This window comes from Paraglaciecola arctica, assembly GCF_018861065.1.
In the GTDB taxonomy this organism is placed as follows: domain Bacteria; phylum Pseudomonadota; class Gammaproteobacteria; order Enterobacterales; family Alteromonadaceae; genus Paraglaciecola; species Paraglaciecola arctica_B.
This window is the reverse complement of sequence record NZ_JAHKQO010000036.1, coordinates 87,865-112,802: the sequence shown is the minus strand read 5'-3', so window position 1 is coordinate 112,802 and position 24,938 is coordinate 87,865. Positions and strand designations below refer to the sequence as shown.

The following is a 24,938-nucleotide window of genomic DNA, read 5'->3' as shown; positions in this document are numbered from 1 at the left end:
AAACCTGTGGCAATAAAAAACTGTCAATTGAATTAAAATTGGGGTGAGCAGGCGGTTATCGGAATTTACAATTAAGTTTGACATTTATTGGATGAACGAAGATTGTATCGTTTAATGATTCTTAACCACTAGATTACTAATTATGCCTTCTAAAAAAGCTACTTATAAAGTTGTCGCCATTATAGTCATACTTGCAGTTATTGCTTTTTTTGTGTTTTTTCCCGCGCAATTAGATAGACAAACCAACCGCTTGCATGATTCAAATTTGCCAGTGATATCCGAGCAAGCCCGGGCTTTACATGGCAAGCTGTTTATCGGTGATTGGCACAGTGATTCTTTAATGTGGAAAAGAGATTTAATAGATAAACATGATTACGGACATGTTGATATTCCTCGTTTGCAACAAGGTAATGTTGCATTACAAATGTTTACCACTGTGACTAAATCGCCTGACGGCATCAACTATGAAGAAAATAGCACTGATGCCAGCGACAATATAACAAAACTTGCATTAGTTAACCTATGGCCTATCAGTACTTGGGATAGTTTAGCTGAGCGAGCTTTGTTTCAGGCGAGTAAAGCATTAGCGCTAGCTGAGCGGTTTCCGGAGCAAGTGTCGCTAATTACTTCGAAATCGGATTTATCACAATTTCTTGAGAAGCGTAAAGTTAACCCTAAATTATTGGGTATGTTGTTAGGCACAGAAGGCTCACATGCACTTGATGGAGACTTAAGCAACATCCAACGTTTATTTGATAGTGGCTTTCGAATGATGAGTTTGCAGCACTTTTTTGATAACAAGTTAGGTGGCTCATTACATGGCGTAAGTGGTGAGGGGTTAACTGAATTTGGAAAAAACGCCATACAAACAATGCGCTCTATAGGGGTTATGTTGGATGTGTCTCATTCATCTGAGCAAGTAGTCAAAGATATTTTGGCGATGAGTAATCAGCCTTTACTCATAAGCCATACTGGATTTTACGGACATTGCCCCTCAGCAAGAAATATCTCTGACGATTTGATGCAACAAATTGCAGCCAACGACGGTCTAATTGCAGTGGGTTACTGGGATGGTGCAGTGTGTGAGCCTAACGTAATTGAAATAGCGAAAGCGATTAAATATGGTATCGAATTAGTAGGAAGTGAACATATTGCCCTTGGCTCAGATTATGATGGTGCCACCAGTGTGCCATTTGATACGTCGGAGCTAGTGTATTTAACTCAAGCTTTGTTAGATTTAGGGCTTAGTGAGCTACAAATTAAACAGGTCATGGGGGGCAACATGTTGCGTTACTTACAAGCTCATTTGCCAGACTAAATGCCGCGCAATGGCACTCAATTATCTATCAATTTTTTTAATGTAATCAAAGGTGTACCTTTCTGAATGGAATATTTTCAACTTAGCCGCCTTAATCTTACTGATTACCTGCGTTCTTTACCTGAAATCCAGCACAGGTTTTCGAGTTTCGATCATCTAGAGGTACAGGAAATAACCGATGGCAACATGAATTTTGCCTTTGTGGTGAGTAACAAACAAGAGCCGAGTCAATCTGTTTTTATCAAACAAGCTCCGCCGTATATTAAAGTGATGGGAGAACAATGGCCCTTAACCCGCCAAAGAATGACCGCTGAAATTAATGCCTTAAATTATCAATCCAGCGTATGCCCAGAAATGCTACCCGAGCTATATTATCAATCTGAAGTGTTGTCTGTGGTTATTATGCAAAACCTAAGTCAGCACGATATTTTACGCTCGCAACTAATACAAGGGCACTATTTACCGAGACTGGCAGAAGACTTATCTACTTTTCTGGCTGAGACTTTATTTTATTCTTCTAGTTTTGCCTTGTCTTCACTTGAAAAGAAGGCACTGATGAGCAATAGCCATAATCAGGAAATGTGTAAAATAACTGAAGAGTTTGTGTTTACTTACCCGTTCGAACATCACGAAATGAATGCCTATAATCCAGCTCTATCCCAAACGGTGGTCGATTCTATTCAGAAAAACCCTATTGTTCGAAAGCATGTTGCAGACATGAAATACACTTTTATGACTAAGCCAGAAGCCTTGTTGCATGGGGATTTTCACACGGGTTCTGTGATGGTGAATCAATTAGAAACCTTTGTTATTGATCCTGAGTTTTCGTTTGTCGGCCCAATGGGGTTTGATCTTGGAGCGCTGATTGGAAATCTATATTTATGCTACTTTTCACATGCTCATCACTCGTCGGCTGAATCTGTTAATTACAGTCGTTGGCTACTGCAGACCATTGACGATATTTGGTATAAATTTGAAGGCAAATTTCTATCATTGTGGTTTGAACATGAGCGATCTGCACCAAACCCGTTTATGGGTAAAGATCTTAGCGGCGACAGCCATCAAATATTCAGGCAGTCCTTTTTGCAACAAGTGTTAGCGGATAGTTTAGGCTTTGCTGCATGTAAGATGATGCGCAGAATTTTAGGGGTCGCAAAAGTACCTGATTTGATGCAATTTGAAGAACAGTCGTTTCGCGCAAAACTAGAAACTCAGTCCCTTAAAATGGCTACTTCCATGTTATTAAACCGTAATGCCTATAAAAATATTGCCGACGTTAATAAACTGGCAGAAAGTTTTGCCGCTTCATAAGTTTCGCCAATAGTAAATATTGCATCTTTGGCGGCATTAAAACCGCCACGAGTAATTGATAGTCGTAGCGGTTTGACTATAGCTATAACATCTTGATTTCATCATCCTTAAGATGACTGACAATGGGGCTGTTTTCAGCATCAGCAAATGCCGCATCTAGCAGGGATGAACGATAAGCGATAGGTGCTCGGAAATTGGGGTGAGTAAAAATGTATGTTTGTCCGGATTGCAACGCTTCAACTACACGTTTTGCTAACATTGAAGTAGGAATACCCGACTCCACTAGTTCTTTTGCTTTATTGACTCCTTGGGACGTGGCTGCTTTTGCCGCTCCTTGGTCTTTTACTTCTTGGTATTCATCTTGAAGGTTGCGAAGTGACTCATGAATTCGAGTTTTAACAAAAGCAGGGCATAAGGCTGACACTGCAATATTATGCCTTTTCAACTCGCCAGCCCAACTTTCTGACATAGAAACCACTGCCGCTTTTGAAGCCGCATAAGCGCCAGAATAGGGGACACCGTTCATGCCCGCCATTGATGCAACGTTGATGATCCAACCGCCTTCATTATGTTGTTTCATACTTGGGGCAACAGCTTGTGTACCATTGACTACACCCATTACATTCACGTCCATTACCCATTTCCATGTTTCGAGTTTGGTATCTTCTACCGAGCCAGGCACACCACCTACACCAGCGTTGTTCACCAACATATGAATATTGCCAAATTTGTTCTGTGCTGCTGTGACAGTCTCTTGCCACTGTTGGTAATTGGTAACGTCCAATGCGCAAGCTAAGACTGGTATATTCGTCTCTTGTAACTTACGTTGCGCCTCAGTCAGTTGATTTTGGTCGATATCGGCAATGACTATATTCATACCCAATTGTCCAAATTCTTCGGCAAGTGCAAAGCCAATGCCTCCTGCACCACCGGAAATAATGGCTGTTTTACCCGCAAATTGATTCGACATGATGATAACCCTTAGTTTCTAAATAACTTCTAAATGACGTATGTAACAACGATACTAAGGGGAGGGGGATCGCAAAAATACTTTATTTGGCTAATTGGGGAGTCTTCACGGGGTGAATATAAGCTGCGATATCAGCTTACAACATGCAAGCGCTGGGGGCTTCTCTCAGCATTAATATTCACAGGTAAACACTCTGGTAGCTGTTTTAGTGTACAAACGGAAACGCCCAAAGTTATTAGCTTTAGGCGTTTCTTCTAACAAACTTGGTAACGACGAACCGAGCTTTAAAGTGTCATATGCAAAATTGGAAAAGGTTTCCCCATATCATCGAGAGGTGAGCGCGAAACCGTCTTAAAACCCATATGTTCGTAGAAACCAACTGCCAATGGATTTTGTTCGTTCACGTCTACCTTGGTTGCGCCCAACTGCTTTATCGCATATTGCAGAAGCACTTTACCTGCACCTTGCCCTCTTGCTTCATTTAAGATGAACAGCTTTTCTACCTTTGAATCATGAATACCCACAAAACCTAGGATGACATTCTGTTTATTTTTAACGCACTTCAAGGTCACTGCAGGAAAAGCCTGCTCGATGATTATAGGTTTAAAAAACGCTATATCTTCTTCTGTTATGAAGTCATGGGTTGCTCGGACTGAATTTTCCCAAACTCTAAGCAATTCTGCGTAATCTTTGGGAAGCACATTTTCTATAGTCATTATGTTTTCTCTCAAGTTGACTGAAATAGAAGCGCAGCCGCGAGTGCGAATTTTAGCTTAACAATGTATAAATTGTCCAAAACTGAGATGTTGCAAAACGTAACTAATTTAAAAATTGTTTATCTTTTTAGACAGGCAATATTTAGCTGTAAGAAACGATAATCGGCCCTCCTACAGCTAAATTAACCTTTTGAAATGGGGCCTTGAGGCATCTTTCTCGCCCTTTTAGTGTTCGAACCAAAATTTAATCTATCGTTTCAACACCACTTTCAGTGCCTACCAAAACCACATCCGCTGAGCGATGTGCGAATAGTCCGTTGGTAACCACGCCCACAATTGCATTAAGTTGTTTTTCTAGTTCAACTGGATTAAGAATTTTTAAATTGTGTACGTCTAAAATCACATTGCCATTATCGGTGATCACACCTTGTCGATAGGCAGGATCGCCTCCAAGTTTGACTATTTCTCGGGCCACATAAGAGCGAGCCATAGGGATCACTTCGACCGGCAAGGGAAATTGGCCGAGCATAGGGACTTGTTTGGTATCATCAATGATACATACAAAGGTTTCTGCCACAGCCGCGACAATTTTTTCTCTGGTTAGAGCCGCACCGCCGCCTTTAATCATATGTTTGTGCTGGGTGATTTCGTCTGCGCCGTCTACGTAGATATCAAATTTGTCTACTGAATTGAGATCAAACACTTCAATGCCCATGGCAATTAAACGCTCTGTAGAGGCTTCCGAGCTCGACACTGCCCCTTGAATTTTATGTTTGATATCAGCCAGAGCGTCAATGAAATAATTGACAGTTGAACCAGTTCCAACACCTACAATAGAGTCGTCTTTGACATATTTTATGGCCGCTAGAGCTGCTGCTTGCTTTTTTTCGTCTTGTGTCATGGGGTTTAAGGCCTGTTCAGTTTGATAACCACTTTGTTAAGAGAAGTGTAACCCATGCACAGTGTTAACTTATATTAAAAAATTGCTTTGGGGTGGCAATTCCATTTAATGGAATATCCCAACTATCCGCGATAATTTTATCTGTTTGTTGGCATGTATGTGCCAATCCAATAATTTGTGTGGCGATTGAATCGCGGCGAATTGGCGCTAAGGTACGATCATAGTAGCCGCCTCCCATACCTAACCTGTTACCTTTAGCATCAAAGGCGACTAAGGGAGTCAGTATCAGGTCAATATTTTCTAACGTACAGATGTTTGAACTTGTCACTATAGGTTCGTCGATTCCATATATGTTCTTACGTGTCGCAGAATTGGGATGGTACTCCACAAATAGCAAATGGCCTTTGCTAAAGGGATGTAACACAGGAAGCAAAACGCGTTTACCTTGTTGCCAGCAAAACTGAATGATTCTTTGAGGATTAACTTCTGAATCGTTTGCTATATAGCAAGCAATGGTTTTTGCTTGGGGTAGTCCCGTTGATCGCAAACAGGTTGTGAGTATTTGCGATGCAGCCTCTGCTTGGTGCAGAGGCGATAACAGTTGACGTTTTTTACGATACGTTAGTCGAATTTGTTGTCTTGACTGAACATCTGATTGCGACATAACTCACGTATCCACAGACTAAATTATAGACTGTAAGTATCAAGGTACAATTGAGTTAGTCTTTCGTTGTCTACCTTAGTCGCCACGTTAATTTGCTGTGCGTTGAGCCAGTCGGGACTAGCTGTAGTGTTAGGTAGCGCAACTGAGGTTTGGCCTATGTTTAATGGATCAGTTGATACTCTTGCATGGCCGCTTTGTAATTCAAATAAGCTTGGATCAATTAAATGTGCAATCGGCATAGCGTCATGGAAAAAGCACACGTCCTCATCTCTGTTTTGTGAGTAAAACTTCACATAAAATTGTGCTGCGTCATGGACAAAACCACCCAATTTAGGGTTGTTTTGTTTCAGTTGAGTCAAAAAGCCTGGCGTAAAGGGGCAGGAGTTTGTCACGTCTAGACCAAACATATTCAGTTCCCATGATGCTCCAAACACAATTTCAGCAGCGAACGCATCGTTCCAAATATTGGCTTCTGCCACAGGCGTAACATTGCCTGGAACAAAAGCTGCACCACCCATAATTGACACTGCTTTTAGCAATTTAGGTAGTTCAGGTTCAAGGCGTAAGGCCAAAGCCAAATTACCTAATGGACCAATGGCAACGACTGTGATCTCGCCTGGGAACTCGCGGGCTTTATCCACAATAAATTGTGCTGAGCTACGTGGGTCTAATTCGCCCTTAGCAGAGGGAAAATTGATATTTCCAAAACCGTCGTCACCATGGACAAAGTGGGCGTACCCAGATTCTTTACCAACCCAAGGCATGCCTACACCTTTGCAAACTGGAATGTTCTTCTCGGCTAGGGCACACAAGGTAATTGCATTTTTAGCTGCCATCTCTACTGGTACATTTCCATATACAGTAGTGAGCCCTAATACCTCGATTTCAGGGTGTTGAAAGGCAAAGAAAATTGCCATTGCATCATCAATCCCCGGATCAGTATCTAGTATAATTTTGTGGCTCATTCAATGTCTCCCGAAAATATTATTGTTTAGCAAGAAAACGGTTCACGTCTTCTTCGTTAGGTATAGATTGTGCTGCGCCTACCTGCATTACCGCTAGGGCGGAAGCTGCACATGCGCGTTTTAACGCTACCGTTGAGTCTGTATGGCTACTATATGCAGATAAAAAATAGCCTATAAATGTATCGCCTGCGGCTGTTGTATCGACAGCCTCAACTTCAAAAGCGGGCACGTTAATGGTTTTGTCTTTCTTTAACATCCGCACACCTGCTTTACCTAAAGTAATCAGGACTTCAGCGTGAGGCCAATCTTGGCGAAAATATTCTTCAATTTTATCTAAGTCTTGGCGTCCGGAAATTTCTTCCGCTTCTACTTCATTCACTATCAATAAATCAATACATTCGTTGGGAAGATGTTTAACTGACTCAGTCATAGGAGCGGGATTAAAAGCAACTTGTAATCCTTTTTCTTTGGCTTGAATTAACACTTGGTCGATGCTGCTGGTTTCATTTTGAGTTAAAACCCAATCTGCCGATGAAACTGAATCTAGTGCTTGCATCACGTCTTTAGACGTTAATTCTTGATTAGCACCACCAAACAACACTATGGCGTTTTCTGCTGAAGGTGTCACTTGAATGATTGCATGCCCAGAAGCGGTTTCAGTGCATGACACATATTTACAATCAATTCCATCGCGGATCATGGTTTGTTTGAAAGACACATCAGACTCGTTAATTTTACCCACATGGCGTACCTGTGAACCTGCTCTGGCTAGGGCAATAGACTGATTGGCGCCCTTGCCACCCAATAAACATTGGTAGTGACTTGAAGCTATGGTTTCACCAGGTTGAACAAAGTGATCTACTTGATAGACATGATCTATATTGATTGAACCAAAATTGATAACGGCCATAATGCGCTGTTGTGCCTCTTGTTTTAAAGTTACAGTTTTGAAATTATTCTAGCTGAATAAACTCATAAATTAACCATTTATTGAAAAGTTGACCGTTTGGTCTAGTTGTAAGTATATTGATTTTTTCTCTGGCAGCAAATTTATTTAAAGGTAACCGCCCTTACGCAAAAAGGCGTGACAGCTTATGGATAATCCCTGTTTTGGGAATATAGGGAGAAGTGTCGGTTAAAAACAATCTTACAGAGACAGTCGCTCCATGACCCCAAGGCCACCAAGCTGCCATCACTTTAGGTTGACGTTCAATATTGCTACTGAATAGCTTTTGCTGTTTAACCAGTTTCGAGAATTGACCGGCGTAATGTTTGACTTGATCTGGTGCTTTTTTGATTGTTTTAGCATCCCAACAAACAGGTAACGTTTGTTGTAAGGTAAATAATACTTGGTCTTGTTTATCTACAGAGAACTCTGCGAGCATTACTTTGTGAAAATCATCATATTTCCACTTCACTAAAGAAGACAACGCTTCTAGTACTTCTTTTCCGTAAGTTTGAATTTTTTCTTCTTCATTCATATGACTACTGATCTCAATCCGTTATCGATAGTTTGGACGCCTCCCAAAATGCCGCTGTTCGGTGTAAGCCCGTGAACCGAAAGTTCAGGGCGGAAAAATCATCGCTACCTTAGGCTTCTCGATACGAGCCGAGCTTGCGCAATAGTAGTGGAATCAAATTCCTAGGTAAAAAGCATCGGCCAGGGACATAACTAAACTGGCAAACACCCCAGGAGGCATAGACAATTGTCTGCTGTTTAACCAATTAAACATTAGCTAGCAACAGACCTCACTATTATAATCTGTTAGTCGCCCGAGTTACTAGTGATATCGTATTCAAAACCCATACGCTAAGGCTAAGTCCTTAGCGCGTTAACAGATTTAGATAGGTTACGAATTCTAACTTAGTCATTTTTAAAGCCTATGGGGATATATCATGTATTTGCTTTGGCGGGAGTGGTAGCATTGTTTTGTCTAACAATTGAGAGTGCACTTTGAATACGTCAACCAACCTTTACGATACTATAACTGCGTTATTAGAACGCAACGATATTTTAACCTCAGCCGCTGAAGTACAAGGAATGTTTTGTGGCATGTTAGGAGGGGGAATGCCATTAGAATGCCAAGATTGGTTAGAACCACTGGCCGACTTTATTCATCAAGGCGAGACATTTTCAAACGACGTAATCGATGCATTTAGAAATCTTTATGATAATACCTGTCAACAACTAGTTGAAAGTGACTTTGCGTTGGTCTTGTTTTTGCCAGAAGATTCTGCACCTATTAACGAAAGAGGCCAAGCTTTATTAAATTGGGTCCAAGGTTTTATGTTGGGCTTTGGTTTACATCAGGATGATTTGACTGGGTGTTCTGAGGATGTAAAAGAAGGTTTGCAAGACTTTGCTGAAATTGCCCGCATGGACGATGAAATGAGCGAAGATGAAGAATCTGAGCAGGCATTGTTTGAAGTCATGGAGTATGTACGGGTGACTGCTATGTTGTGTTTTAATGAACTAGGTAAGTCTCCTGAACAACAGCAAAGTGAACCACAAACCGTTCACTAGCCCGTTACATTTTTCATTTTAAACGCCAAAAAGTGAGTCACAGCATTACCCATGGATAATCTAGAATTTTTAAGTCGCCAAAAGTGTTTGCTTCAACAGATGCTACCTAACAGTGTTTGTGTAGTGTCAGCGGCTAGTCTAGTCACACGTAGTCGTGATACAGAATTTCCATTTCGGCAAGACAGTTATTTTCAATATTTATGTGGATTTCCTGAGCCCGATGCTTGGTTGGTGTTATCTAATCATCAAGAATATAGCAACAATATGAGTGTTTTATTCTGCTTAGATAAAGATCCCACTATGGAAATTTGGCATGGACGTAGGTGTGGTCCCAAACAAGCCAAACATACTTATCCAATTAATATGGCTTTTGCTGTGGATGAATTAGATGAAAGATTGTTAGATTTAGTTGACGGCCACCAAAATTTGTATTTTGCACAGGGGCATAATCCCGAAGCCGACGAACTGATATTTGCAATATTGCAAGCATTGCGAGATGCGCCGAAGCAGAGTAAACAAGCCCCCTCTAGCTTGATTGACAGTCGCATAATTTTAGATGAAATGCGTTTAATTAAGTCTCCCTATGAAGTGGAGATGATGCGCACAGCTGCAACCATAGCGACGCAAGCCCATGTGCGAGCCATGCAATTTGCAGCTGCTGACAAAAATGAATATCACCTCGAAGCGGAAATTCATCATGAATTTGCGATGCAAGGCGCCAAATACCCTGCATACAGCACAATAGTGGGGGCCGGTGATAACGCCTGTATTTTGCATTACACCGAAAACAATCAACAGTTAAAAAACGGTGATTTGGTGTTAATTGATGCGGGTTGTGAATGGCAAGGATATGCGGCGGATATTACTCGGACTTTTCCGGTATCTGGGCAATTTTCAACATCACAAAAGCAACTCTATGAACTCGTGTTGAAAGCACAACTGGCAGCTTTTGAGCAAATAAAACCGAACAATACTCTTAAACAGGCTAGTGATGTAGTAATAGCAGTCATTACTCAAGGTTTAATTGAGCTAAATATTCTAAAGGGCGAATTGGCTGAAAATATCCAACATCAAACTTATCGTGAGTTTTACATGCATGGACTCAGTCATTGGCTGGGATTGGATGTACATGATGTGGGTAATTATAAGGTTGACCAACTAGATAGACCCCTAAAACCAGGAATGGTACTAACAGTAGAGCCAGGTATATATATTGCTCCAGATGCAGAGGTTGATAAACAATGGCGCGGCCTTGGTATTCGTATAGAAGATAATTTACTCATAACAACAAATGGCTATGAAAACTTAACATCAGCGGCACCTAAAACCATTAACGACATTGAAGCATTAATGCAAAAAAAGAGCGATTAACAGGATGCGTGGATTTGACATTGTAGTGGTCGGGGGAGGAATAGTAGGCTTGACACAAGCTTTGGCTTTAAAACACAGCGGGCTTTCTGTTGCTGTCATTGAAAATATTGAAAGCCATGGAATGCCAAATGGTGACCCCCAGTTACGCGTCAGTGCTCTGACGCTAGCGACAGAGAATATTCTACGTAATTTAGGTGTATGGCAATATTTAGACCCTAACAGGATATGCAGTTATGTGGATATGCAGGTTTGGGATCAAGACAGTTTTGGCAAGATAGAATTCTCATCAGAGCAAGTGCAAAAGCAACAATTGGGACACATAGTTGAGAATCAAGCGATTCGCCATTGTTTATGGGTACAGGCTCAAAACAGTGATTTTATTGAATTGTTAGCACCTAAAAAAATTCAGCAATTGGTTTTTGGGCAACAAGAATGTTTTATTTCTCTGGATGACAACAGTCAGATAACTGCCAAATTAGTGATAGGCGCCGACGGTGCTAACTCTGTGGTGAAAAAACGCGCTAATTTAGCGCAAACATTTTGGGATTATGACCAACACGCCATAGTTGCAACTGTGAAAACCGAAATGCCTCACAACAACATTGCCAGGCAGATATTCACCAACAGCGGACCCCTTGCTTTTTTACCGCTATGGGATGCTCAGCACTGTTCAATTGTATGGTCACAAGACGAACCTAACGCAGCCGAGCTGCTCAAACTTCCGGAGCACCAGTTTAACAAAGCCCTAACCGCAGCATTTGATTGCGCTTTAGGCTTATGCGAACTTGTGAGTGAAAGGCAAAGTTATCCACTTAAAATGCGTTATGCACGTAAATGGGTGGATAATAGAGTCGCGATTATTGGTGATGCTGCGCATACTATTCATCCTTTGGCGGGACAGGGGGCTAATTTGGGGATCTTAGATGCAGCGGCATTGGCTGAACAAATTATTAAGTTAGCAATGCATAACAAAGATTTTGGCTTAGCGAAAAACCTAAGACCGTTTGAGCGTTGGCGTAAAACAGAAGCACTTAAAATGGTTGCGGCAATGGAAGGGTTTAAGCGTTTATTTGCAGGCGATCAACCACTAAAAAAATTACTCAGAGATACTGGATTAAGTTTGGCTAATCACTCATCCTTCACAAAACAAAGAATCATTCAACACGCTATGGGTCTTAAAGGCGAACTGCCCGATTTGGCTAAGGTACATATAGACTAAAATTTTTGTACTTAAAAATTTCAATAACTACAAATACTATATAAATTTAAAAGGAATATTCCGTGAAAAAACTCTTATTTGTTAGCGTTTTCACTCTAACACTTGTTGCTTGTGGTTCTCACCGAGCGCCACCCTATGAAAAAGATAAGCGTCCAGAGGACCGAACCGAATATAGTGGCGTAGAAGGCTCTATTCAACAACAAAAAGACCAAGCCTATTTGGCAATCCAAGCCAATAAATTAAAATGCCAAGATGCGCGTTTAGATTTAGTTGATGCTGAGGCTGAGGGAGATATTAATATGATCCGTCAAGTGAAAGCTAGGGTACAAAAACTTTGTGTTGGCGATAAATAGGGCACGGTTTTGACCCCAGCAGTAAACAGCGCTAAGAAAGCTAAAATTGATTTTAAGTTGCATCAATACGCTCATGATAGTGGGCATGATTCCTATGGTTTGGAAGCAGCTGAAAAGCTAATGGTAGACGTTGACCGCGTTTTTAAGACTTTAGTGGTAAAGCTAGATGGCAAACAACTTGTAGTGGCGATTCTGCCGGTCGACTGTTTATTGAGTATGAAAAATTTGGCCAAGGCTTGTGGAGGGCGAAAGGCTGAAATGGCCGATAAACTCGAAGTGCAGCGCAGTACAGGGTATGTATTAGGTGGTGTGAGTCCTCTTGGGCAAAAAAAAACACTAAAGACCGTAATTGATGACTCAGCGCAACAAAAATCTACTATCTATGTGAGCGGCGGTCGTCGTGGGCTGGAGATTGAATTAAAGGCACAAGATATACAAACCCTTACACGGGCAACATTTGCCCCGCTCACACAGTAACTATGTTAGAACTATTTGGGTATTCCCTTAGCTACACCACTTTAACGTTACTATTTTTAGTGGCGTTTTTTGTGGGCATGGCCAAAACTGGTGTCCACGGCATTTCGATGTTTGCTGTGCCATTGCTTGCGATAATATTTGGTGGTAAGGCCTCATCCGGTGTGATGTTACCTATGTTAATTATGGCCGACTTGTTCGCTGTTAAGTATTATCACCGACATGCCAATTGGCATTATTTGATCAAGTTGTTTCCTTCAGCTGCTGTTGGGGTAGTCATTGGGACTTGGTTAGGCAATGTGATTGATGACCAAATTTTTCGAACCGTGATGAGTGTCATTATTTTTGCTAGTTTGGCGATTATGTTGTGGATGGAAAAAGGCAATAAAGAGTCAATACCGGATTACCTGTGGTTCGCCTTACTGATGGGGTTATTAGGCGGTATCACCACTATGATTGGCAACCTCGCTGGATCGGTCATGGCATTGTATTTACTGAGCATGCGTTTACCCAAAAACGAATATATTGGAACTGCTGCTTGGTTTTTTCTGGCTATCAACCTGTTCAAAGTGCCTTTCCACCTATTCAGCTGGCACAGTATCGATTTAAACTCATTTATGCTCAGTGCAGTGAGTCTGCCCTTTATCGCACTTGGGGCATGGAGTGGAATTCATATCGTTAAACGCATACAAGAAAAACACTATCGCTGGTTAGTTATCGTCATGACTGGGGCTGCGTCGATCTTAATGTTGTTTTGAAAATAGCTAGGCAACAACAAATTTGGATTTCCTTTTTTTAAGGTTATTTTGTTAACCCTATCATCAATACTTAAACAAGATGATATTATGGACTTTATAAAACACTTCTTAGTGTGTTTTATATTACGTATTTACAATAATAGGAACCGCATCATTGGGAGAATTACGATGGCAAAGACAGAAAAATTTATTGTAAATGAGGAAGTTACATTTAAACCAGATGAAGAGCTGGTTTCTGTTACAGATACCCAGGGTGTGGTGCAATATGCAAACGCCAATTTCTGTCGAGTAGCAGGATTCGAATACGAAGAATTAGTTGGGCAACACCATAATATTGTTAGACATCCCGATATGCCTAAGCAAGCTTTTGCGGATATGTGGAGTAAACTACAATCAAAACAACCTTGGCGGGGAGCGGTAAAAAATCGTTGTAAAGATGGTCGCTATTATTGGGTTGATGCCTTTGTTACTCCTAAGTTTGAAGATGGTAAACTGACTGGTTATCAATCTGTACGCACAGTACTAAAACCAGAATATCAAGCCAGAGCGGAAACCTTATATGCCCAAATTAATGACGCAAAATCTACAGGGAAGTCATGGTTTACAGGGCGAATCAAGGATGGTCTTTTTGTAGCACTAGGGCTGATTTTAGCTACATCGTCTCTTTATTACCCTTTCTTAGCTTTCTTGTTGATTATATTGCCTTTTTTGATATTCAAAGATGAACTTTTTGCGGTTCGTTCCTACATTAATTCTCAAAATGAGGAGTACGATAGCGTTTCTCGTTTTGTGTTTTCCGGTAGCGGTAACAGCAGTATTATTGATTTTTCTAAAAAAATGCAAGAGGGAAAAATTAAAACAATTATTGGACGAGTCATAGATAGTACTCAAGCGTTAACCCAAGGTGGAGAAGTTCTTAAAGAAAGTTCGTATCAGGCCAAACGTGGAGTTGAACGTCAGACTGACGAATTACATCAAATCTCGGTTGCAATAGAGGAGATGGTGGCAACAAACGCTGAGGTAGCAAGTAATACTGCGTTAACTTCAACTAAAGTTGATTCAGTTCATCAAGACTGCAAACACGCCACTAACTCCATGACGACTACTATGGATAAAGTCTCGAGTCTTGCGGCTGAAGTGGCCCAGTCCGCAAGTACAGCAGAAGCGTTAGCTGAAGAAGCCAATAAAATTAGTAGTATCATGCAAGAAATCCAAGGTATTGCAGATCAAACTAACCTTTTAGCCCTTAACGCTGCAATTGAAGCGGCTAGAGCTGGAGAATATGGAAGAGGTTTTGCAGTAGTGGCAGATGAAGTACGAACCCTGTCTAGCCGAACACATGCTGCAACTGAACATATCCAGTCGTCCGTGGGAGATATTCAATCCACCTTACTTTCATGGGCAAAATCTATGTCTAAAGGCCAAGAGTCAGCGGAAGAGTGTGTTGTCGATACAAAAAATACACAAGACATAGTGTATAAGGTTTATGAACAAGTCTCAGAAATTTCGGATTTAGCTAACCAGATATCCGTAGCATCAGAAGAACAAACTGCGGTCTCGCAGGAGATTCGTGCAAATATAGTCAATTTGAGTGATGCGTCGACCAAAAACTTGCAACAAGCCGATATTGTTGCCCAAGAGTCAAGTCATATAGAAGTTAGAGCAAATGCACTCAATGCCTTAGGTACAACTTTCGGTTAATTCAGTCGGTTCGTCTATATAGTGAGCATTTTTGTTGTTCAAAATACTAGCAGCGGTAAAACTATCACAAAATAGTGACTGATCCAGAGCGCTCTTTTTTTTGTTACCGATGATTATTAATATAGTGCTGTAAGGCCTGGCCCCATTTATTATATTGCGCAGCATTGAGATGTAATAAATCAGGCATTACAGACTCCAGTAAAACACCATCTTCGGTTAGAAATTGCTGATTAATATCGAGCCAATGTATTTGTTGGTGTTCGGCAAACTTTTTAATCAATACATTAGTCGCATCCACTCTTTGACGCATCGGCTTATTGGTATTTCTACTACGAGGAAAAATGGCCATAAGTAAAATTTTACTTGATGGTAGTCGACGCTGGAGTTCGCTTAATATTGTAAATATTCCAGCCGATATGTGTTCGGGGGGATCCAGTCTATGTCCAGCGTTGTTGGTGCCAATTAACAACACAACCCATTGAGGTGAAAGGTTGCGTAATTCTCCATTTTGAATACGCCAAAGTAAATGTTCAGTGCGATCTCCCGCAAATCCCAAATTCAAAGCTGTATGTTTCGCAAAGTGTTGATGCCAATATTCGTGGCCTTCTACTTCCCATGAGTGGGTGATTGAATCTCCAATAAATAGAAGCTCAATAGCTTTGTTGAGTTGCTGGATTTCGGCAAGCTTTTGCTGGTGGCGTTTAAGCCACCAGATTTCACTACGTTTACTCGCAATGCTTGATAAAGGAGTAGACACTTTTATTTAGCTTTTTGAACTTTGATCCAATCGTTAATAACATCTTCAAGCACTTCCATGGGTAACGATCCTTGTCCAATTAGGGTGTCGTGAAAACTGCGAATATCGAATTTAGCCCCCAAGGTTCGTTGTGCTTTGGTCCGCAATTCGCGGATTTTGATTTCGCCCATCTTGTAAGACAGTGCCTGACCTGGCCATGAAATATAGCGGTCTATTTGGTTTTCAACGGCTTTTTGAGTCAGTGCGGTGTGTATAGCCAAATAATCAATTGCTTTTTGGCGACTCCAACCAAAAGCATGAATACCGGTGTCGACCACCAATCGTACCGCCCGCCACATTTCATAACCTAAACGACCAAAGTCGCTATAAGGGTCTTGATAGAATCCGGCTTCTTTACCTAAACGTTCAGAGTATAAACCCCATCCTTCACCAAAAGCTGAATGACTTAAGGTACGTCTAAAGTCTGGAACCTCTAACTCCATCGCGATGGCACTTTGCAAGTGGTGTCCTGGAACGGCCTCGTGCAGACTGAGGGCTTCGAGGTTATATAGTGGCTGTTGTGAAGGTTCAGAGGTTAAAAAGTAGGTGCCTGGGGTACGACTGTCAGGTGGCGGCATATAAAAGGCACCTCTACTGGCTGAGCCTTTTATCGTGAAGGTATTTCGCGGCAGATGACCAAATAGGCTGGGCAATTTCCCGTACATTTTCATGGTAATAAAAGCAGTTTTTTCGAGCACATCTTGTCTATCGGCAGCGTAGAACTGGGGATCAGTGGCTAAAAATTGTAAAAATTCAGCATAACTTCCTTCGAAACCTACTTGCTTTATGATTGCCTGCATTTCGCTGCGAATACGTTTGACTTCACTCAATCCTAAATCATGGATTTGTTTCGGAGTCGCATCGGTAGTGGTGTAATAATTTGCGGTGTAAGCATAATAATCTAAACCGCCTTTTGCGCTGGAAATACCCGGTTCTTGGCGGCAGTTAGGCATGTATTGAGTAACAAAAAAGTCGTAAAAATTTTGATAAGCAGGGACCACCGAAGATTGAATTAACTCAGTGGCCTGAGCACTATAGTGTGTTTTTTGTTGTTGACTAAAGGTATTCGGAAAGCGAGTGAATGGTTCATACAAAGCACTTTGTTTTGCATCGTCCACAATATGTTGTTTTATGGTTAGATGATAGTCCTTAAAACTCTCGCAATGATGTACGTAGCCTGCTTTTAACCCCGCTTTCATTAGGGCGATGTTTTCTTGATTAAAGCGTGGGTAGTCGGCCAGACTAACCAAAAAATCATCATAATCCTCACTTGATAAAAACGCCATATTAGCGGGGGCTTCTGCAAAATAAGTGTGCCATCCGCTTAAAAAATTCACTGGAAAATATTTGTCTTGGAACAAATGACTTTGGGCTTCAGTTTCACGCTCATATTTAAATAAGCGGTAGTTCATTAGCTGTTTTTCGTTTAGGGATTTTGAGTCAATATTGTCAAGTTTAGATAATACTTGTTGATTGTATGCTGCTCGCCTGGCAATAGCCTTAGGAGTGAATTCGGCTAACTTTCCACTAGGTTTCCAGCCATCAGGGTCGGTACGAAAGAATACCTTTTCCTTTTGAGCATTTTGCCAGTGCTGCTCGATGATGTGGCTCAGGTCCTGATTTGAATCAGCAAAGGTGTTCCAACTAAGGGTTGTGAAAGTCACAACAGCTAAGGCTTTTTTTAACATAGGCTTCTCTTGTCTTTATTCTATGGAATTTGTTGTTAAGGATATTAAATAGGAAGTGGCGCCAGTTTGCCAATAGGCGCAGCCAAAGAGTCTGGCGGTACGGTAAACCATTGCACTCCTTTTTGTGTCATATACACACAATCTTCTAAACGTACTCCAAATTCACCGGGTAGGTATATACCTGGCTCATTGGAAAAACACATGCCAGCTTGTAATGTTTCGGTTTCACCATGTACAAAGTTTACAGGCTCATGCCCTTGCATTCCAATACCGTGGCCTGTTCTATGGGAAAGTCCCGGGAGTTGGTAGTCTGGCCCTAACCCTTGTTTAACATAATAAGCACGAACAGCATCATCTACTGTTCCGGCTGGTGTGCCTAGTTTTGCTGCTTCAAACGCGATGTTTTGCCCTTGCCTTACCGTATTCCATATTTTTTGTTGCTTTTTGTTTGGCTCTCCAAACACAAACGTACGACTAATATCCGATTGATATCCCTCGACGCTACAGCCACAATCCATCAATACAATTGAGCCTTCTCGAATGCTTTGTTGCTGTTTTGTGCCATGGGGATAGGCGCTGGCTTCATTGAATAACGCCATATTCCAAATACCTTTGCCGCCCAAAGTCGCTTGCGCAGATGACATTAAATTTTTAACGTCAGATTGGCTCATTCCTAATTCAAGTTTTGACCAAACATGCGCGTATGCGGTAAGGGTGATTTCATTTGCCTTGTGCATTAATTGCAATTCGTGTGTGTCTTTAAACATGCGGCAACCCAAAGTAATCGGCTCAGCACTGGTATCTCGCATATTGGGTAAGAGTGACATGATGCCACGCTGCACGAAATAACGTACCGAATCTTCAAAGGCTATAACGTTGCCACTCTGCGCACCCGTATTGATTTTTCTGTCGTTGAGTATTTGTTTGACTCGTTCAAATGGACTTTCATGCTCTTGCCATACTCTTACGTCTTCTCCTACTGTCAGACTTTCTCGAATACTTGGTTCTTCAAAAAATGGGCAGACAATGGCTATTTGACCTTCTTTTGGAATCACTACCGCTGTCAGTCTTTCACTGCGCCACCATTGGATCCCAGTAAAATAATCCATGGCTGCGCCTGGCTCTAATATCATTGCGGCGATATCGTACTGTTGCATCAAACGTTGCGCCTTCGCGATACGAACATTACGCTCTGCTGCTGAAATAGGCACTACATCTTTTGTTAGATCTTGTAAGGAGGATGCTGAACTACTTTTGTCCGTTTTGATGCTTGTCGAAGCAGCATGACCAAAGGGTAAGGCTGCCAGAGCAGCGCTACCGGCCAATAAGAACTGACGTTTATTAATTTCCATGTTTGAGCCTTTTACAAATGCGAGTACATATATCGGGAATACAGACTATTACAAAACATCGGTGTTTTATAGGTGTTTGCTAATGACGTAAACAGGGTAACAGTCAAATTTGTAGCCTTCTCGTTACAGTTTTAGTCACTGTCAAAAGGCCTAACATAATTAAGCACTACTTATAGTTGCATAAGTGAGATATATTCAAAAACTTGCCAATTTGTGCTAACCATTGATTGACCCATGTGCCAGGTTTGTGTGCGTCAATGTTGGGGTTTATATCTTTATTTTTCTGGATTTTGTCGGTAACTTCTTGCATGATTTAGGGCCTTTAATTCGTTTTGTTGAAAATATTGTGACTGCTGTGTGTGTTAAAAGCGAACAATCAAAATTGACATGTAATATAAGTATTACTAATGGATAGGCGATTAAGACATATTGCATTACTACGTTGTTTTGATGCTGCAGCTAGGCATCAAAGTTATAGTTTGGCAGCGCAAGAACTGTCCATTACCCAAGCCGCGGTAAGTCAACAGATTAGAAATCTAGAGGAGTCTTTAAAGGTTAAGCTTTTTGTTCGCGAAAGCCGTGCAATGCGACTAACAAAACAAGGAAAAATACTTGCTAATGCTGTATCAAAAGCGTTCGAAGAGTTATCGCTAGGATTTGATCGTATTCAGGTTGAACCTCAGGCTGGAGTACTGACTGTAACGGCATCCCCTTCTTTTTGCTCTAGGTGGTTGGTTCCTAGACTCTGGAAGCTTTCGGCATTATATCCGGATATTCAGGTGAGGGCGGTTGCATCTGCACAATATGAAGACGTCCGACATTCAGATATAGATGTGGCTATTCGACAGGGTGAGATGCAAGATAAAAATGTTCATCAAGAGGTTCTTATTCAAGATCCTGTGTTTCCGGTTTGTTCGCCAAAAGTCTATCAGGAGCAAAAGTTAGACCATCCAGAAAAAATCAATCAATGTTGGCTAGTTGAGGCAATTGGAGCCGGAAGATGGGGATTTAGTTGGAAAGACTGGTTTAATCTTGCAGGCGTTCCGCTGGATCCCCAAGGGAATAATTGGATGGAAGTGACCACTTGGGAAATGGGAATTAACGCGGTGCTAAGTGGGCATGGTATTTTTTTAACTTCAGGTTGTATGGCGCAAGATCTAATTGAGTCAGGTGCTTTAATCAAACCTTTTGAAATTCAAATTGAACCAGGACTGAAGTTTAGTTTGTTGTTTGACGAGGAGTCGCCGCGAGTTGCGAGGATTAATGTTTTTACTGAATGGTTGAAAACAGAGTTGCAAGCTTAATAAATGGATAAAAAAAAAGCCTGATATATCATCAGGCTTAAAAGAGAACACACACAAAAACTATATACTCAGAGAAGCAGTTATTGTTTAAGTTCAATTTTTTTTAAATTATTTTCAATTTACTTTTTACTTAGACAAAAATTTTCAATGTGAGTGCTTTTTTGACCTTAAATTGTCATAAAAAACACCCTAGACAAGTATCAAAAACGTAGATAAATTAACCAATCTGGTGTTCCTATTTGTAAAACCGTTTTAGCAATAACCAATATGAACTTTTCTTTTATTTATTTACTTTAAAAGTCTGCTTGTTATTTAAAAGAATGGAATTTAACTATACGAAAAGGAGAACAATATGAAAATCCGTATTTTATCTATTTTACTACCCCTCATTTACTTTATGGTTGCCTGTGGTAGTGGAAGCTCATCTGACAAAAATGAAGTCAATGCCCCAACAAATAATGTCGAGACGGCCGAAGGCGTATTCATAGATAGTCCTGTTGAAGGGTTAAGCTATGTTTCAGGTAGTGTAGAAGGAGTCACCGATGTAGATGGCACTTTTACTTACGAAGTGGGCGCTGAGATAACATTCAGTGTAGGAGGTATTGTTATTGGTAGTGCTACAGGTGCAGCAATGCTGTCTCCATTGTCTTTAGTCGAGGGGGCAGAGGACGAAACTGACGCAACTGTAGTGAATATTGCTGCTTTTTTGCAAACACTGGACGATGACGGAGACCCAGAAAACGGGATCACTATCACTGCGGCGCAACAAACAGAAGCAACAGGCTTAACCTTAGATTTTCAACAAAGTACATTTGATTTCGAGTTCGATGGTGAGGTGCAAAATGTGGTGAGCATCTTAACATCGATAACCTTAGCAGGTGCGCGAGCATTAACCTCGGCTGATGAAGCATTGGTTCACCTGCGGGCGAGTTTGGGAATCGTGGTGGACGATCCTGTCGATGAAGAAGAAGGCAATGGTGGGGAAGGAAACGAAGGTGAAGGAAGTGAAGGCGAGGGCAATGAAGGTAGTGAAGGTGGAAATTACGGCACAATAACGATGTCTGGTGAAGATACTGGAGCTTATGGTACGTCTCTAGAGGTGGAGTCAGCGGTGTATGGAAGGGATGACCTTACGGGTTTAGAAAGTTCTGTTGTTTTAACAGGTCGAGGAATCACTATTAACAGTCGTGACGAGCTGGAACCTTTTGAGGTTGAAGATCCGAGTGAAGGTTTTGTGATCGTTATAGGTGATACCACACTATTTGGGCACGTTATATCAATGACTGTTGTGCATACAAGCGGTGAGTATGATTATGTTTGTGATGATACCTGTAGTGTTGAAATAATCTCGGAAAATCAAACTGTTGTCTTTACTGATGCAGTGGCTATTAACACCGATAACGATACTTCATTAACCATGAACGGCACAGTTACTTGGAAGTTTGAGGAAGAAGTCGATAATTAAGGGGGCCGTTAAAACAAAGGCTCTCATTAAAGCGTTCGGTTTGATTGGAAGTTCTAGATGACATGACTGGGTATTGGCAAAGTTTAATATTAACGCTTGGCTATACATCCACAGTTTTATCTTGAACTTCCATCAATGCAAAAATTATTTTAGCTAACTCAATCGCAGTGATATCTGAGCAAATATATTCGCACAAAAAACTGAGCAACGAAATGTTAGTTATTTCACTCGTTCTTTGCCAGAGTCGAGGGTAACCAGAATAATTCTATTAGTGCTACTTTGATGGATCAACAGGTTGCCCTCATGAGTTGAACGCATATGCCTGATGATTCCGGCATAGACGTTTCCTGAGGGGATTGGCCAACTCTGAAAAATTTCAGTTTGGGGATCAAAACGTACTAGGGTATCTGGGCGCATGCCTGATTCGTTGTACCATACAACATCATCTATGACGGCAATGGCATAGGGATGTGATTTTGGTCCACTAGGGGATGGCCATTCTTTTACTTCTTCGGTACTAGGGTTAAACCTACCTAAACGCCCTTGGGAGGAATTAACAAACCAAAGTTGTCCATCGTTAGCAAAATCGAGACGCCGAACCTTGGATTTTGGGTCAGGAAGTTTGTACTCTTTTAGTTGTAGGGTTTGTGGATTGACTTTGATTAAACAATTGCTTCCGTTGCACGCGACCCACGGGTTTCCTTTAGCATCGAGCTTGATCCCATAAGGTCGAGAATTAGGTGTAGGCAAAGTTATTAATTCAATATCGCCGCTAGAGGGGATTAACCTGCCCAACATATTACTGTGTTGTAAGGTAAACCACATAGTTCCATGTTTATCGAATATTGCGGTATGGGGATCTTTAGCCATAGGATCTGGCATCTTATAAACTGTTATGGCTTCTGTGTGTGGGTTGAGTTTGCCAACTGTGGCATTTTTATTACCCGTGTACCAAACATTACCATCGTTATCTAGAGTCACTGAGTGAGGCATTGAGCCAGCTGGCAAAGGATATTCCTTCATTGCACCTGTTTTAGGGTTAATTTTTCCAATTAAGTTACCCCACTGTCCGGCCCACCATATGCTGCCATCTGAGGCTTGAATTGGATCCCGAGAACGTTGGCCTAATGTTGGTACCACCCACTCTTTGAAATCTAAAGACAAACTAGCTGCGCGAAGTGTTGGCTGGCGATTTTGATTAGGTGGGTAATAAGTCGCGAGATAAGTCGTTAATAATTCTCTTTCAGGATGATTAGATAAATCCGTCATCGTACTTATCAATTCTTGCCATTGGCCAAGTGTATAGCCAGAGCTCCCCGTAATTTTATTGAGTTGGTGACACAAGGTACATTGTTGTTGCAGCAATTGTTTGCCATGAGTGTTAAATTTAGAGTCAAATTTCGCTTGCGCAATAATGCTGCTGTGCATCGAGAGTAAAGTCAACAATGGGAAAATTTTGGTAATTAAATTCATTAATTTATCCTCGCTTCAAGCAATTTAACTTAGAGTTGTGATGATTAAATGTCGAAATAAATACAAAATGCCGATTTCTTTCTCAACCTTCACGACAATTATAGGGTAGCTTTTGGGTATTTTTTAAAGCAATTTTTTCAATGCATTAATGATATCGTCAGGTTCTGAGCGTGTTCGATAATCAACATCAACATAGCGCCAAGTCACTATTCCCTCTGGATTAATAATAAAAGTGGCAGGTATAGGTAGAATACTGCTGTTTCCGTTATTAATTGTTTCAAGATCTAACTGACGATCTACTTTCATATGGGTAAGGAGTACTTCTGGTACTTCCCAAGACACGCCATACAGTTCAGCCACGTGTGCATCTTGGTCAGACAGCACAATAAAATCCATGTCGCGAATTTCACTATTTGTGAGTGAACCATCTGGCACTTCAGGGCTGATCGCCACTAATTTCGCTCCTAGTGCATGAATCTCATCTAATTGAGATTGCAACGCTCTAAGTTGTAAGTTGCAATAAGGACACCAACTGCCACGGTAAAAGGTGACAATAACAGGTCCTTGGGAGAGTACGTTGCTTAAGGTATAGGGCTTGCCCAGCGGATCCGGCAATTCAAAATTGGGTGCAGATTGGCCAATGTTAATGGCGTTGGCACCTTGTTGAAATTTCTTAGCTTCATTAATTGCATCATCTACGCTTTTCATAAAATTGGGATTAGCTTGTCGACCCTGTTCAACCTTGGCGATAGTTTGTTCTCGTAAACTTTTCATTTTATTTCCTCGAGATGTTTGAAAGTGGTTTATCACTCAAAATCTATTGTTGTCCGTTATTTGGTGTAAAACGTTTTCTCAAATTGATTTGAATCATTGGACTTTACTAGTAAAGGGAGTGTTCAATTTACAGTGATTGATACTCGATGAGTCATTTTGATAGCCAAGTTTATCTCAAATTGTATTTAGATTTGCGCAAATATATGTGGTTAGTTATAGTTTCTATACTGCTTAGTATGTGTACAACAAGGTTAAGGGAATGAAATGAAGAATTACGTAAAGAGTATTCTAGCTGTGGCCGCTATTTCGTTGGTTGGCTGCAGTAACATCAATAATTATGACAATTTCGTTAATACTTTCATTGTGGACGAAGAACTGTCTCCGATGGAGAGTATAGGTTCGCTTAAAGCGGTTGATCTGTTTGTATTGAATGACCAACATATAGCGCTTGTCGCACAAAACAGTAAATCTTATTTACTGACCACTGCAGATAGTTGTAAAAACATGTATTTTGCTAAAAAGCTGGTTCTTTTAAACTCAGATGACGGTGTTGTCAAAGCTAAAGAGAGCAAAGTTGCAAGGTTGGGTGATAAGTATACTGAATGCACTATTACCGGTTTGTACAAGTTGCATTCTGTGCAATTCGATTCGCTGCATAATGCTTATATATCTAGTTTTAGAAACCCACAGGGCTCTGTAAATGGCTCTTCTAGCTACCCTAGAGGCATTTAACAATACTTAGCAGCCCCGCTCTCCAAACTCTCACTGTGTGGGCTGCTTCCTCGTTAACTAACGAACAACGGCGGCAATAATCTACCTAATTACTAACTAACTAACTAAC

At 41.1% G+C, this 24,938-nt stretch carries 25 protein-coding genes and 1 other RNA gene; 12 read left to right on the top strand and 14 right to left on the bottom strand.

Annotated features, from left to right (window positions below; genetic code table 11):
* Nucleotides 1–142: 142 nt before the first annotated feature.
* A complete protein-coding gene (locus KO534_RS13805; RefSeq protein WP_215930248.1) occupies nt 143–1,318 on the top strand; it encodes a dipeptidase in 1,176 nt (391 codons plus the stop codon).
* A 66-nt stretch (nt 1,319–1,384) separates the two neighbouring features.
* Nucleotides 1,385–2,629, top strand: coding sequence for an S-methyl-5-thioribose kinase (mtnK, locus tag KO534_RS13800; protein WP_215930247.1), 1,245 nt, complete (start codon nt 1,385–1,387; stop codon nt 2,627–2,629).
* A gap of 82 nt (nt 2,630–2,711) precedes the next feature.
* Here mtnK and KO534_RS13795 read toward each other — a convergent pair whose 3' ends face one another.
* The 8 genes from KO534_RS13795 to ssrS form a co-directional block, all read right to left on the bottom strand.
* The gene (locus tag KO534_RS13795) at nt 2,712–3,599 is read right to left on the bottom strand and encodes an SDR family NAD(P)-dependent oxidoreductase (protein WP_215930246.1); all 888 of its coding nucleotides are present in this window, start codon (nt 3,597–3,599) and stop codon (nt 2,712–2,714) included.
* 284 nt (nt 3,600–3,883) lie between these two features.
* Nucleotides 3,884–4,315, bottom strand: a complete 432-nt coding sequence (locus KO534_RS13790) for a GNAT family N-acetyltransferase (RefSeq protein ID WP_215930245.1) — start codon at nt 4,313–4,315, stop codon at nt 3,884–3,886.
* 244 nt (nt 4,316–4,559) lie between these two features.
* Entirely contained in the window at nt 4,560–5,216 is a 657-nt protein-coding gene (gene rpiA / locus KO534_RS13785) for a ribose-5-phosphate isomerase RpiA (protein WP_215930244.1), read from the bottom strand.
* Between the two features lie 64 nt (nt 5,217–5,280).
* The gene (locus KO534_RS13780; RefSeq protein WP_215930243.1) at nt 5,281–5,880 is read right to left on the bottom strand and encodes a 5-formyltetrahydrofolate cyclo-ligase; all 600 of its coding nucleotides are present in this window, start codon (nt 5,878–5,880) and stop codon (nt 5,281–5,283) included.
* A gap of 23 nt (nt 5,881–5,903) precedes the next feature.
* Complete coding sequence (locus KO534_RS13775) at nt 5,904–6,845, bottom strand: nucleoside hydrolase (RefSeq protein ID WP_215930242.1); 942 nt, start codon at nt 6,843–6,845, stop codon at nt 5,904–5,906.
* 19 nt (nt 6,846–6,864) lie between these two features.
* On the bottom strand, nt 6,865–7,755 hold the full coding sequence (locus KO534_RS13770; protein ID WP_215930241.1) for a ribokinase: 891 nt from the start codon (nt 7,753–7,755) through the stop codon (nt 6,865–6,867).
* 160 nt (nt 7,756–7,915) lie between these two features.
* Nucleotides 7,916–8,326: a hypothetical protein gene (locus tag KO534_RS13765; protein WP_215930240.1), complete on the bottom strand. Its 411-nt coding sequence runs from the start codon at nt 8,324–8,326 to the stop codon at nt 7,916–7,918.
* A gap of 36 nt (nt 8,327–8,362) precedes the next feature.
* Nucleotides 8,363–8,544: non-coding RNA, 6S RNA (gene ssrS, locus KO534_RS13760), on the bottom strand.
* Between the two features lie 255 nt (nt 8,545–8,799).
* Here ssrS and KO534_RS13755 point away from each other — a divergent pair.
* The 7 genes from KO534_RS13755 to KO534_RS13725 all read left to right on the top strand — a co-directional run bounded on the left by KO534_RS13755 (nt 8,800) and on the right by KO534_RS13725 (nt 15,245).
* A complete protein-coding gene (locus KO534_RS13755; RefSeq protein WP_215930239.1) occupies nt 8,800–9,369 on the top strand; it encodes a UPF0149 family protein in 570 nt (189 codons plus the stop codon).
* Between the two features lie 51 nt (nt 9,370–9,420).
* Entirely contained in the window at nt 9,421–10,740 is a 1,320-nt protein-coding gene (pepP, locus tag KO534_RS13750) for a Xaa-Pro aminopeptidase (RefSeq protein ID WP_215930238.1), read from the top strand.
* 4 nt (nt 10,741–10,744) lie between these two features.
* Complete coding sequence (locus KO534_RS13745) at nt 10,745–11,959, top strand: FAD-dependent monooxygenase (protein ID WP_215930237.1); 1,215 nt, start codon at nt 10,745–10,747, stop codon at nt 11,957–11,959.
* A gap of 62 nt (nt 11,960–12,021) precedes the next feature.
* Entirely contained in the window at nt 12,022–12,312 is a 291-nt protein-coding gene (locus KO534_RS13740) for a hypothetical protein (protein ID WP_215930236.1), read from the top strand.
* 9 nt (nt 12,313–12,321) lie between these two features.
* Nucleotides 12,322–12,789, top strand: a complete 468-nt coding sequence (ybaK, locus tag KO534_RS13735) for a Cys-tRNA(Pro) deacylase (RefSeq protein WP_215930235.1) — start codon at nt 12,322–12,324, stop codon at nt 12,787–12,789.
* Between the two features lie 2 nt (nt 12,790–12,791).
* Nucleotides 12,792–13,544, top strand: coding sequence for a sulfite exporter TauE/SafE family protein (locus KO534_RS13730; protein ID WP_215930234.1), 753 nt, complete (start codon nt 12,792–12,794; stop codon nt 13,542–13,544).
* A gap of 168 nt (nt 13,545–13,712) precedes the next feature.
* A complete protein-coding gene (locus KO534_RS13725; protein ID WP_215930233.1) occupies nt 13,713–15,245 on the top strand; it encodes a methyl-accepting chemotaxis protein in 1,533 nt (510 codons plus the stop codon).
* A gap of 103 nt (nt 15,246–15,348) precedes the next feature.
* Here the strand turns inward: KO534_RS13725 and KO534_RS13720 are convergent, their stop codons facing one another.
* From KO534_RS13720 to KO534_RS13705, 4 genes are all read right to left on the bottom strand, one after another.
* Nucleotides 15,349–16,002, bottom strand: coding sequence for a GDSL-type esterase/lipase family protein (locus KO534_RS13720; protein WP_354667941.1), 654 nt, complete (start codon nt 16,000–16,002; stop codon nt 15,349–15,351).
* Nucleotides 16,003–16,004: 2 nt separating this feature from the next.
* Complete coding sequence (locus KO534_RS13715) at nt 16,005–17,729, bottom strand: DUF885 domain-containing protein (protein ID WP_215930232.1); 1,725 nt, start codon at nt 17,727–17,729, stop codon at nt 16,005–16,007.
* A gap of 44 nt (nt 17,730–17,773) precedes the next feature.
* Nucleotides 17,774–19,081, bottom strand: a complete 1,308-nt coding sequence (locus tag KO534_RS13710; protein ID WP_215930231.1) for a M24 family metallopeptidase — start codon at nt 19,079–19,081, stop codon at nt 17,774–17,776.
* Nucleotides 19,082–19,247: 166 nt separating this feature from the next.
* The gene (locus tag KO534_RS13705) at nt 19,248–19,391 is read right to left on the bottom strand and encodes a hypothetical protein (protein WP_215930230.1); all 144 of its coding nucleotides are present in this window, start codon (nt 19,389–19,391) and stop codon (nt 19,248–19,250) included.
* A 97-nt stretch (nt 19,392–19,488) separates the two neighbouring features.
* Between KO534_RS13705 and KO534_RS13700 the strand changes: the two genes are divergently transcribed.
* The gene (locus KO534_RS13700; RefSeq protein ID WP_215930229.1) at nt 19,489–20,385 is read left to right on the top strand and encodes a LysR substrate-binding domain-containing protein; all 897 of its coding nucleotides are present in this window, start codon (nt 19,489–19,491) and stop codon (nt 20,383–20,385) included.
* Nucleotides 20,386–20,737: 352 nt separating this feature from the next.
* A complete protein-coding gene (locus KO534_RS13695; RefSeq protein WP_215930228.1) occupies nt 20,738–21,850 on the top strand; it encodes a hypothetical protein in 1,113 nt (370 codons plus the stop codon).
* Nucleotides 21,851–22,069: 219 nt separating this feature from the next.
* Here KO534_RS13695 and KO534_RS13690 read toward each other — a convergent pair whose 3' ends face one another.
* Both KO534_RS13690 and KO534_RS13685 read right to left on the bottom strand, forming a co-directional pair.
* Nucleotides 22,070–23,323, bottom strand: a complete 1,254-nt coding sequence (locus KO534_RS13690; RefSeq protein WP_252732154.1) for a Vgb family protein — start codon at nt 23,321–23,323, stop codon at nt 22,070–22,072.
* Between the two features lie 123 nt (nt 23,324–23,446).
* The gene (locus KO534_RS13685) at nt 23,447–24,097 is read right to left on the bottom strand and encodes a peroxiredoxin-like family protein (RefSeq protein ID WP_215930227.1); all 651 of its coding nucleotides are present in this window, start codon (nt 24,095–24,097) and stop codon (nt 23,447–23,449) included.
* Between the two features lie 264 nt (nt 24,098–24,361).
* Here KO534_RS13685 and KO534_RS13680 point away from each other — a divergent pair, with 264 nt between their 5' ends.
* A complete protein-coding gene (locus tag KO534_RS13680) occupies nt 24,362–24,829 on the top strand; it encodes a DUF6491 family protein (RefSeq protein ID WP_215930226.1) in 468 nt (155 codons plus the stop codon).
* Nucleotides 24,830–24,938 lie beyond the last annotated feature (109 nt).

What these genes read in the sequence shown, in the direction of transcription:
- KO534_RS13805 (WP_215930248.1), top strand. Translation starts at nt 143, where the DNA reads ATGCCTTCTAAAAAAGCTACTTATAAAGTTGTCGCCATTATAGTCATA.
- mtnK (WP_215930247.1), top strand. Translation starts at nt 1,385, where the DNA reads ATGGAATATTTTCAACTTAGCCGCCTTAATCTTACTGATTACCTGCGT.
- KO534_RS13795 (WP_215930246.1), bottom strand. Translation starts at nt 3,599, where the DNA reads ATGTCGAATCAATTTGCGGGTAAAACAGCCATTATTTCCGGTGGTGCA.
- KO534_RS13790 (WP_215930245.1), bottom strand. Translation starts at nt 4,315, where the DNA reads ATGACTATAGAAAATGTGCTTCCCAAAGATTACGCAGAATTGCTTAGA.
- rpiA (WP_215930244.1), bottom strand. Translation starts at nt 5,216, where the DNA reads ATGACACAAGACGAAAAAAAGCAAGCAGCAGCTCTAGCGGCCATAAAA.
- KO534_RS13780 (WP_215930243.1), bottom strand. Translation starts at nt 5,880, where the DNA reads ATGTCGCAATCAGATGTTCAGTCAAGACAACAAATTCGACTAACGTAT.
- KO534_RS13775 (WP_215930242.1), bottom strand. Translation starts at nt 6,845, where the DNA reads ATGAGCCACAAAATTATACTAGATACTGATCCGGGGATTGATGATGCA.
- KO534_RS13770 (WP_215930241.1), bottom strand. Translation starts at nt 7,755, where the DNA reads ATGGCCGTTATCAATTTTGGTTCAATCAATATAGATCATGTCTATCAA.
- KO534_RS13765 (WP_215930240.1), bottom strand. Translation starts at nt 8,326, where the DNA reads ATGAATGAAGAAGAAAAAATTCAAACTTACGGAAAAGAAGTACTAGAA.
- pepP (WP_215930238.1), top strand. Translation starts at nt 9,421, where the DNA reads ATGGATAATCTAGAATTTTTAAGTCGCCAAAAGTGTTTGCTTCAACAG.
- KO534_RS13745 (WP_215930237.1), top strand. Translation starts at nt 10,745, where the DNA reads ATGCGTGGATTTGACATTGTAGTGGTCGGGGGAGGAATAGTAGGCTTG.
- KO534_RS13730 (WP_215930234.1), top strand. Translation starts at nt 12,792, where the DNA reads ATGTTAGAACTATTTGGGTATTCCCTTAGCTACACCACTTTAACGTTA.
- KO534_RS13725 (WP_215930233.1), top strand. Translation starts at nt 13,713, where the DNA reads ATGGCAAAGACAGAAAAATTTATTGTAAATGAGGAAGTTACATTTAAA.
- KO534_RS13715 (WP_215930232.1), bottom strand. Translation starts at nt 17,729, where the DNA reads ATGTTAAAAAAAGCCTTAGCTGTTGTGACTTTCACAACCCTTAGTTGG.
- KO534_RS13710 (WP_215930231.1), bottom strand. Translation starts at nt 19,081, where the DNA reads ATGGAAATTAATAAACGTCAGTTCTTATTGGCCGGTAGCGCTGCTCTG.
- KO534_RS13705 (WP_215930230.1), bottom strand. Translation starts at nt 19,391, where the DNA reads ATGCAAGAAGTTACCGACAAAATCCAGAAAAATAAAGATATAAACCCC.
- KO534_RS13700 (WP_215930229.1), top strand. Translation starts at nt 19,489, where the DNA reads ATGGATAGGCGATTAAGACATATTGCATTACTACGTTGTTTTGATGCT.
- KO534_RS13695 (WP_215930228.1), top strand. Translation starts at nt 20,738, where the DNA reads ATGAAAATCCGTATTTTATCTATTTTACTACCCCTCATTTACTTTATG.
- KO534_RS13690 (WP_252732154.1), bottom strand. Translation starts at nt 23,323, where the DNA reads ATGAATTTAATTACCAAAATTTTCCCATTGTTGACTTTACTCTCGATG.
- KO534_RS13685 (WP_215930227.1), bottom strand. Translation starts at nt 24,097, where the DNA reads ATGAAAAGTTTACGAGAACAAACTATCGCCAAGGTTGAACAGGGTCGA.
- KO534_RS13680 (WP_215930226.1), top strand. Translation starts at nt 24,362, where the DNA reads ATGAAGAATTACGTAAAGAGTATTCTAGCTGTGGCCGCTATTTCGTTG.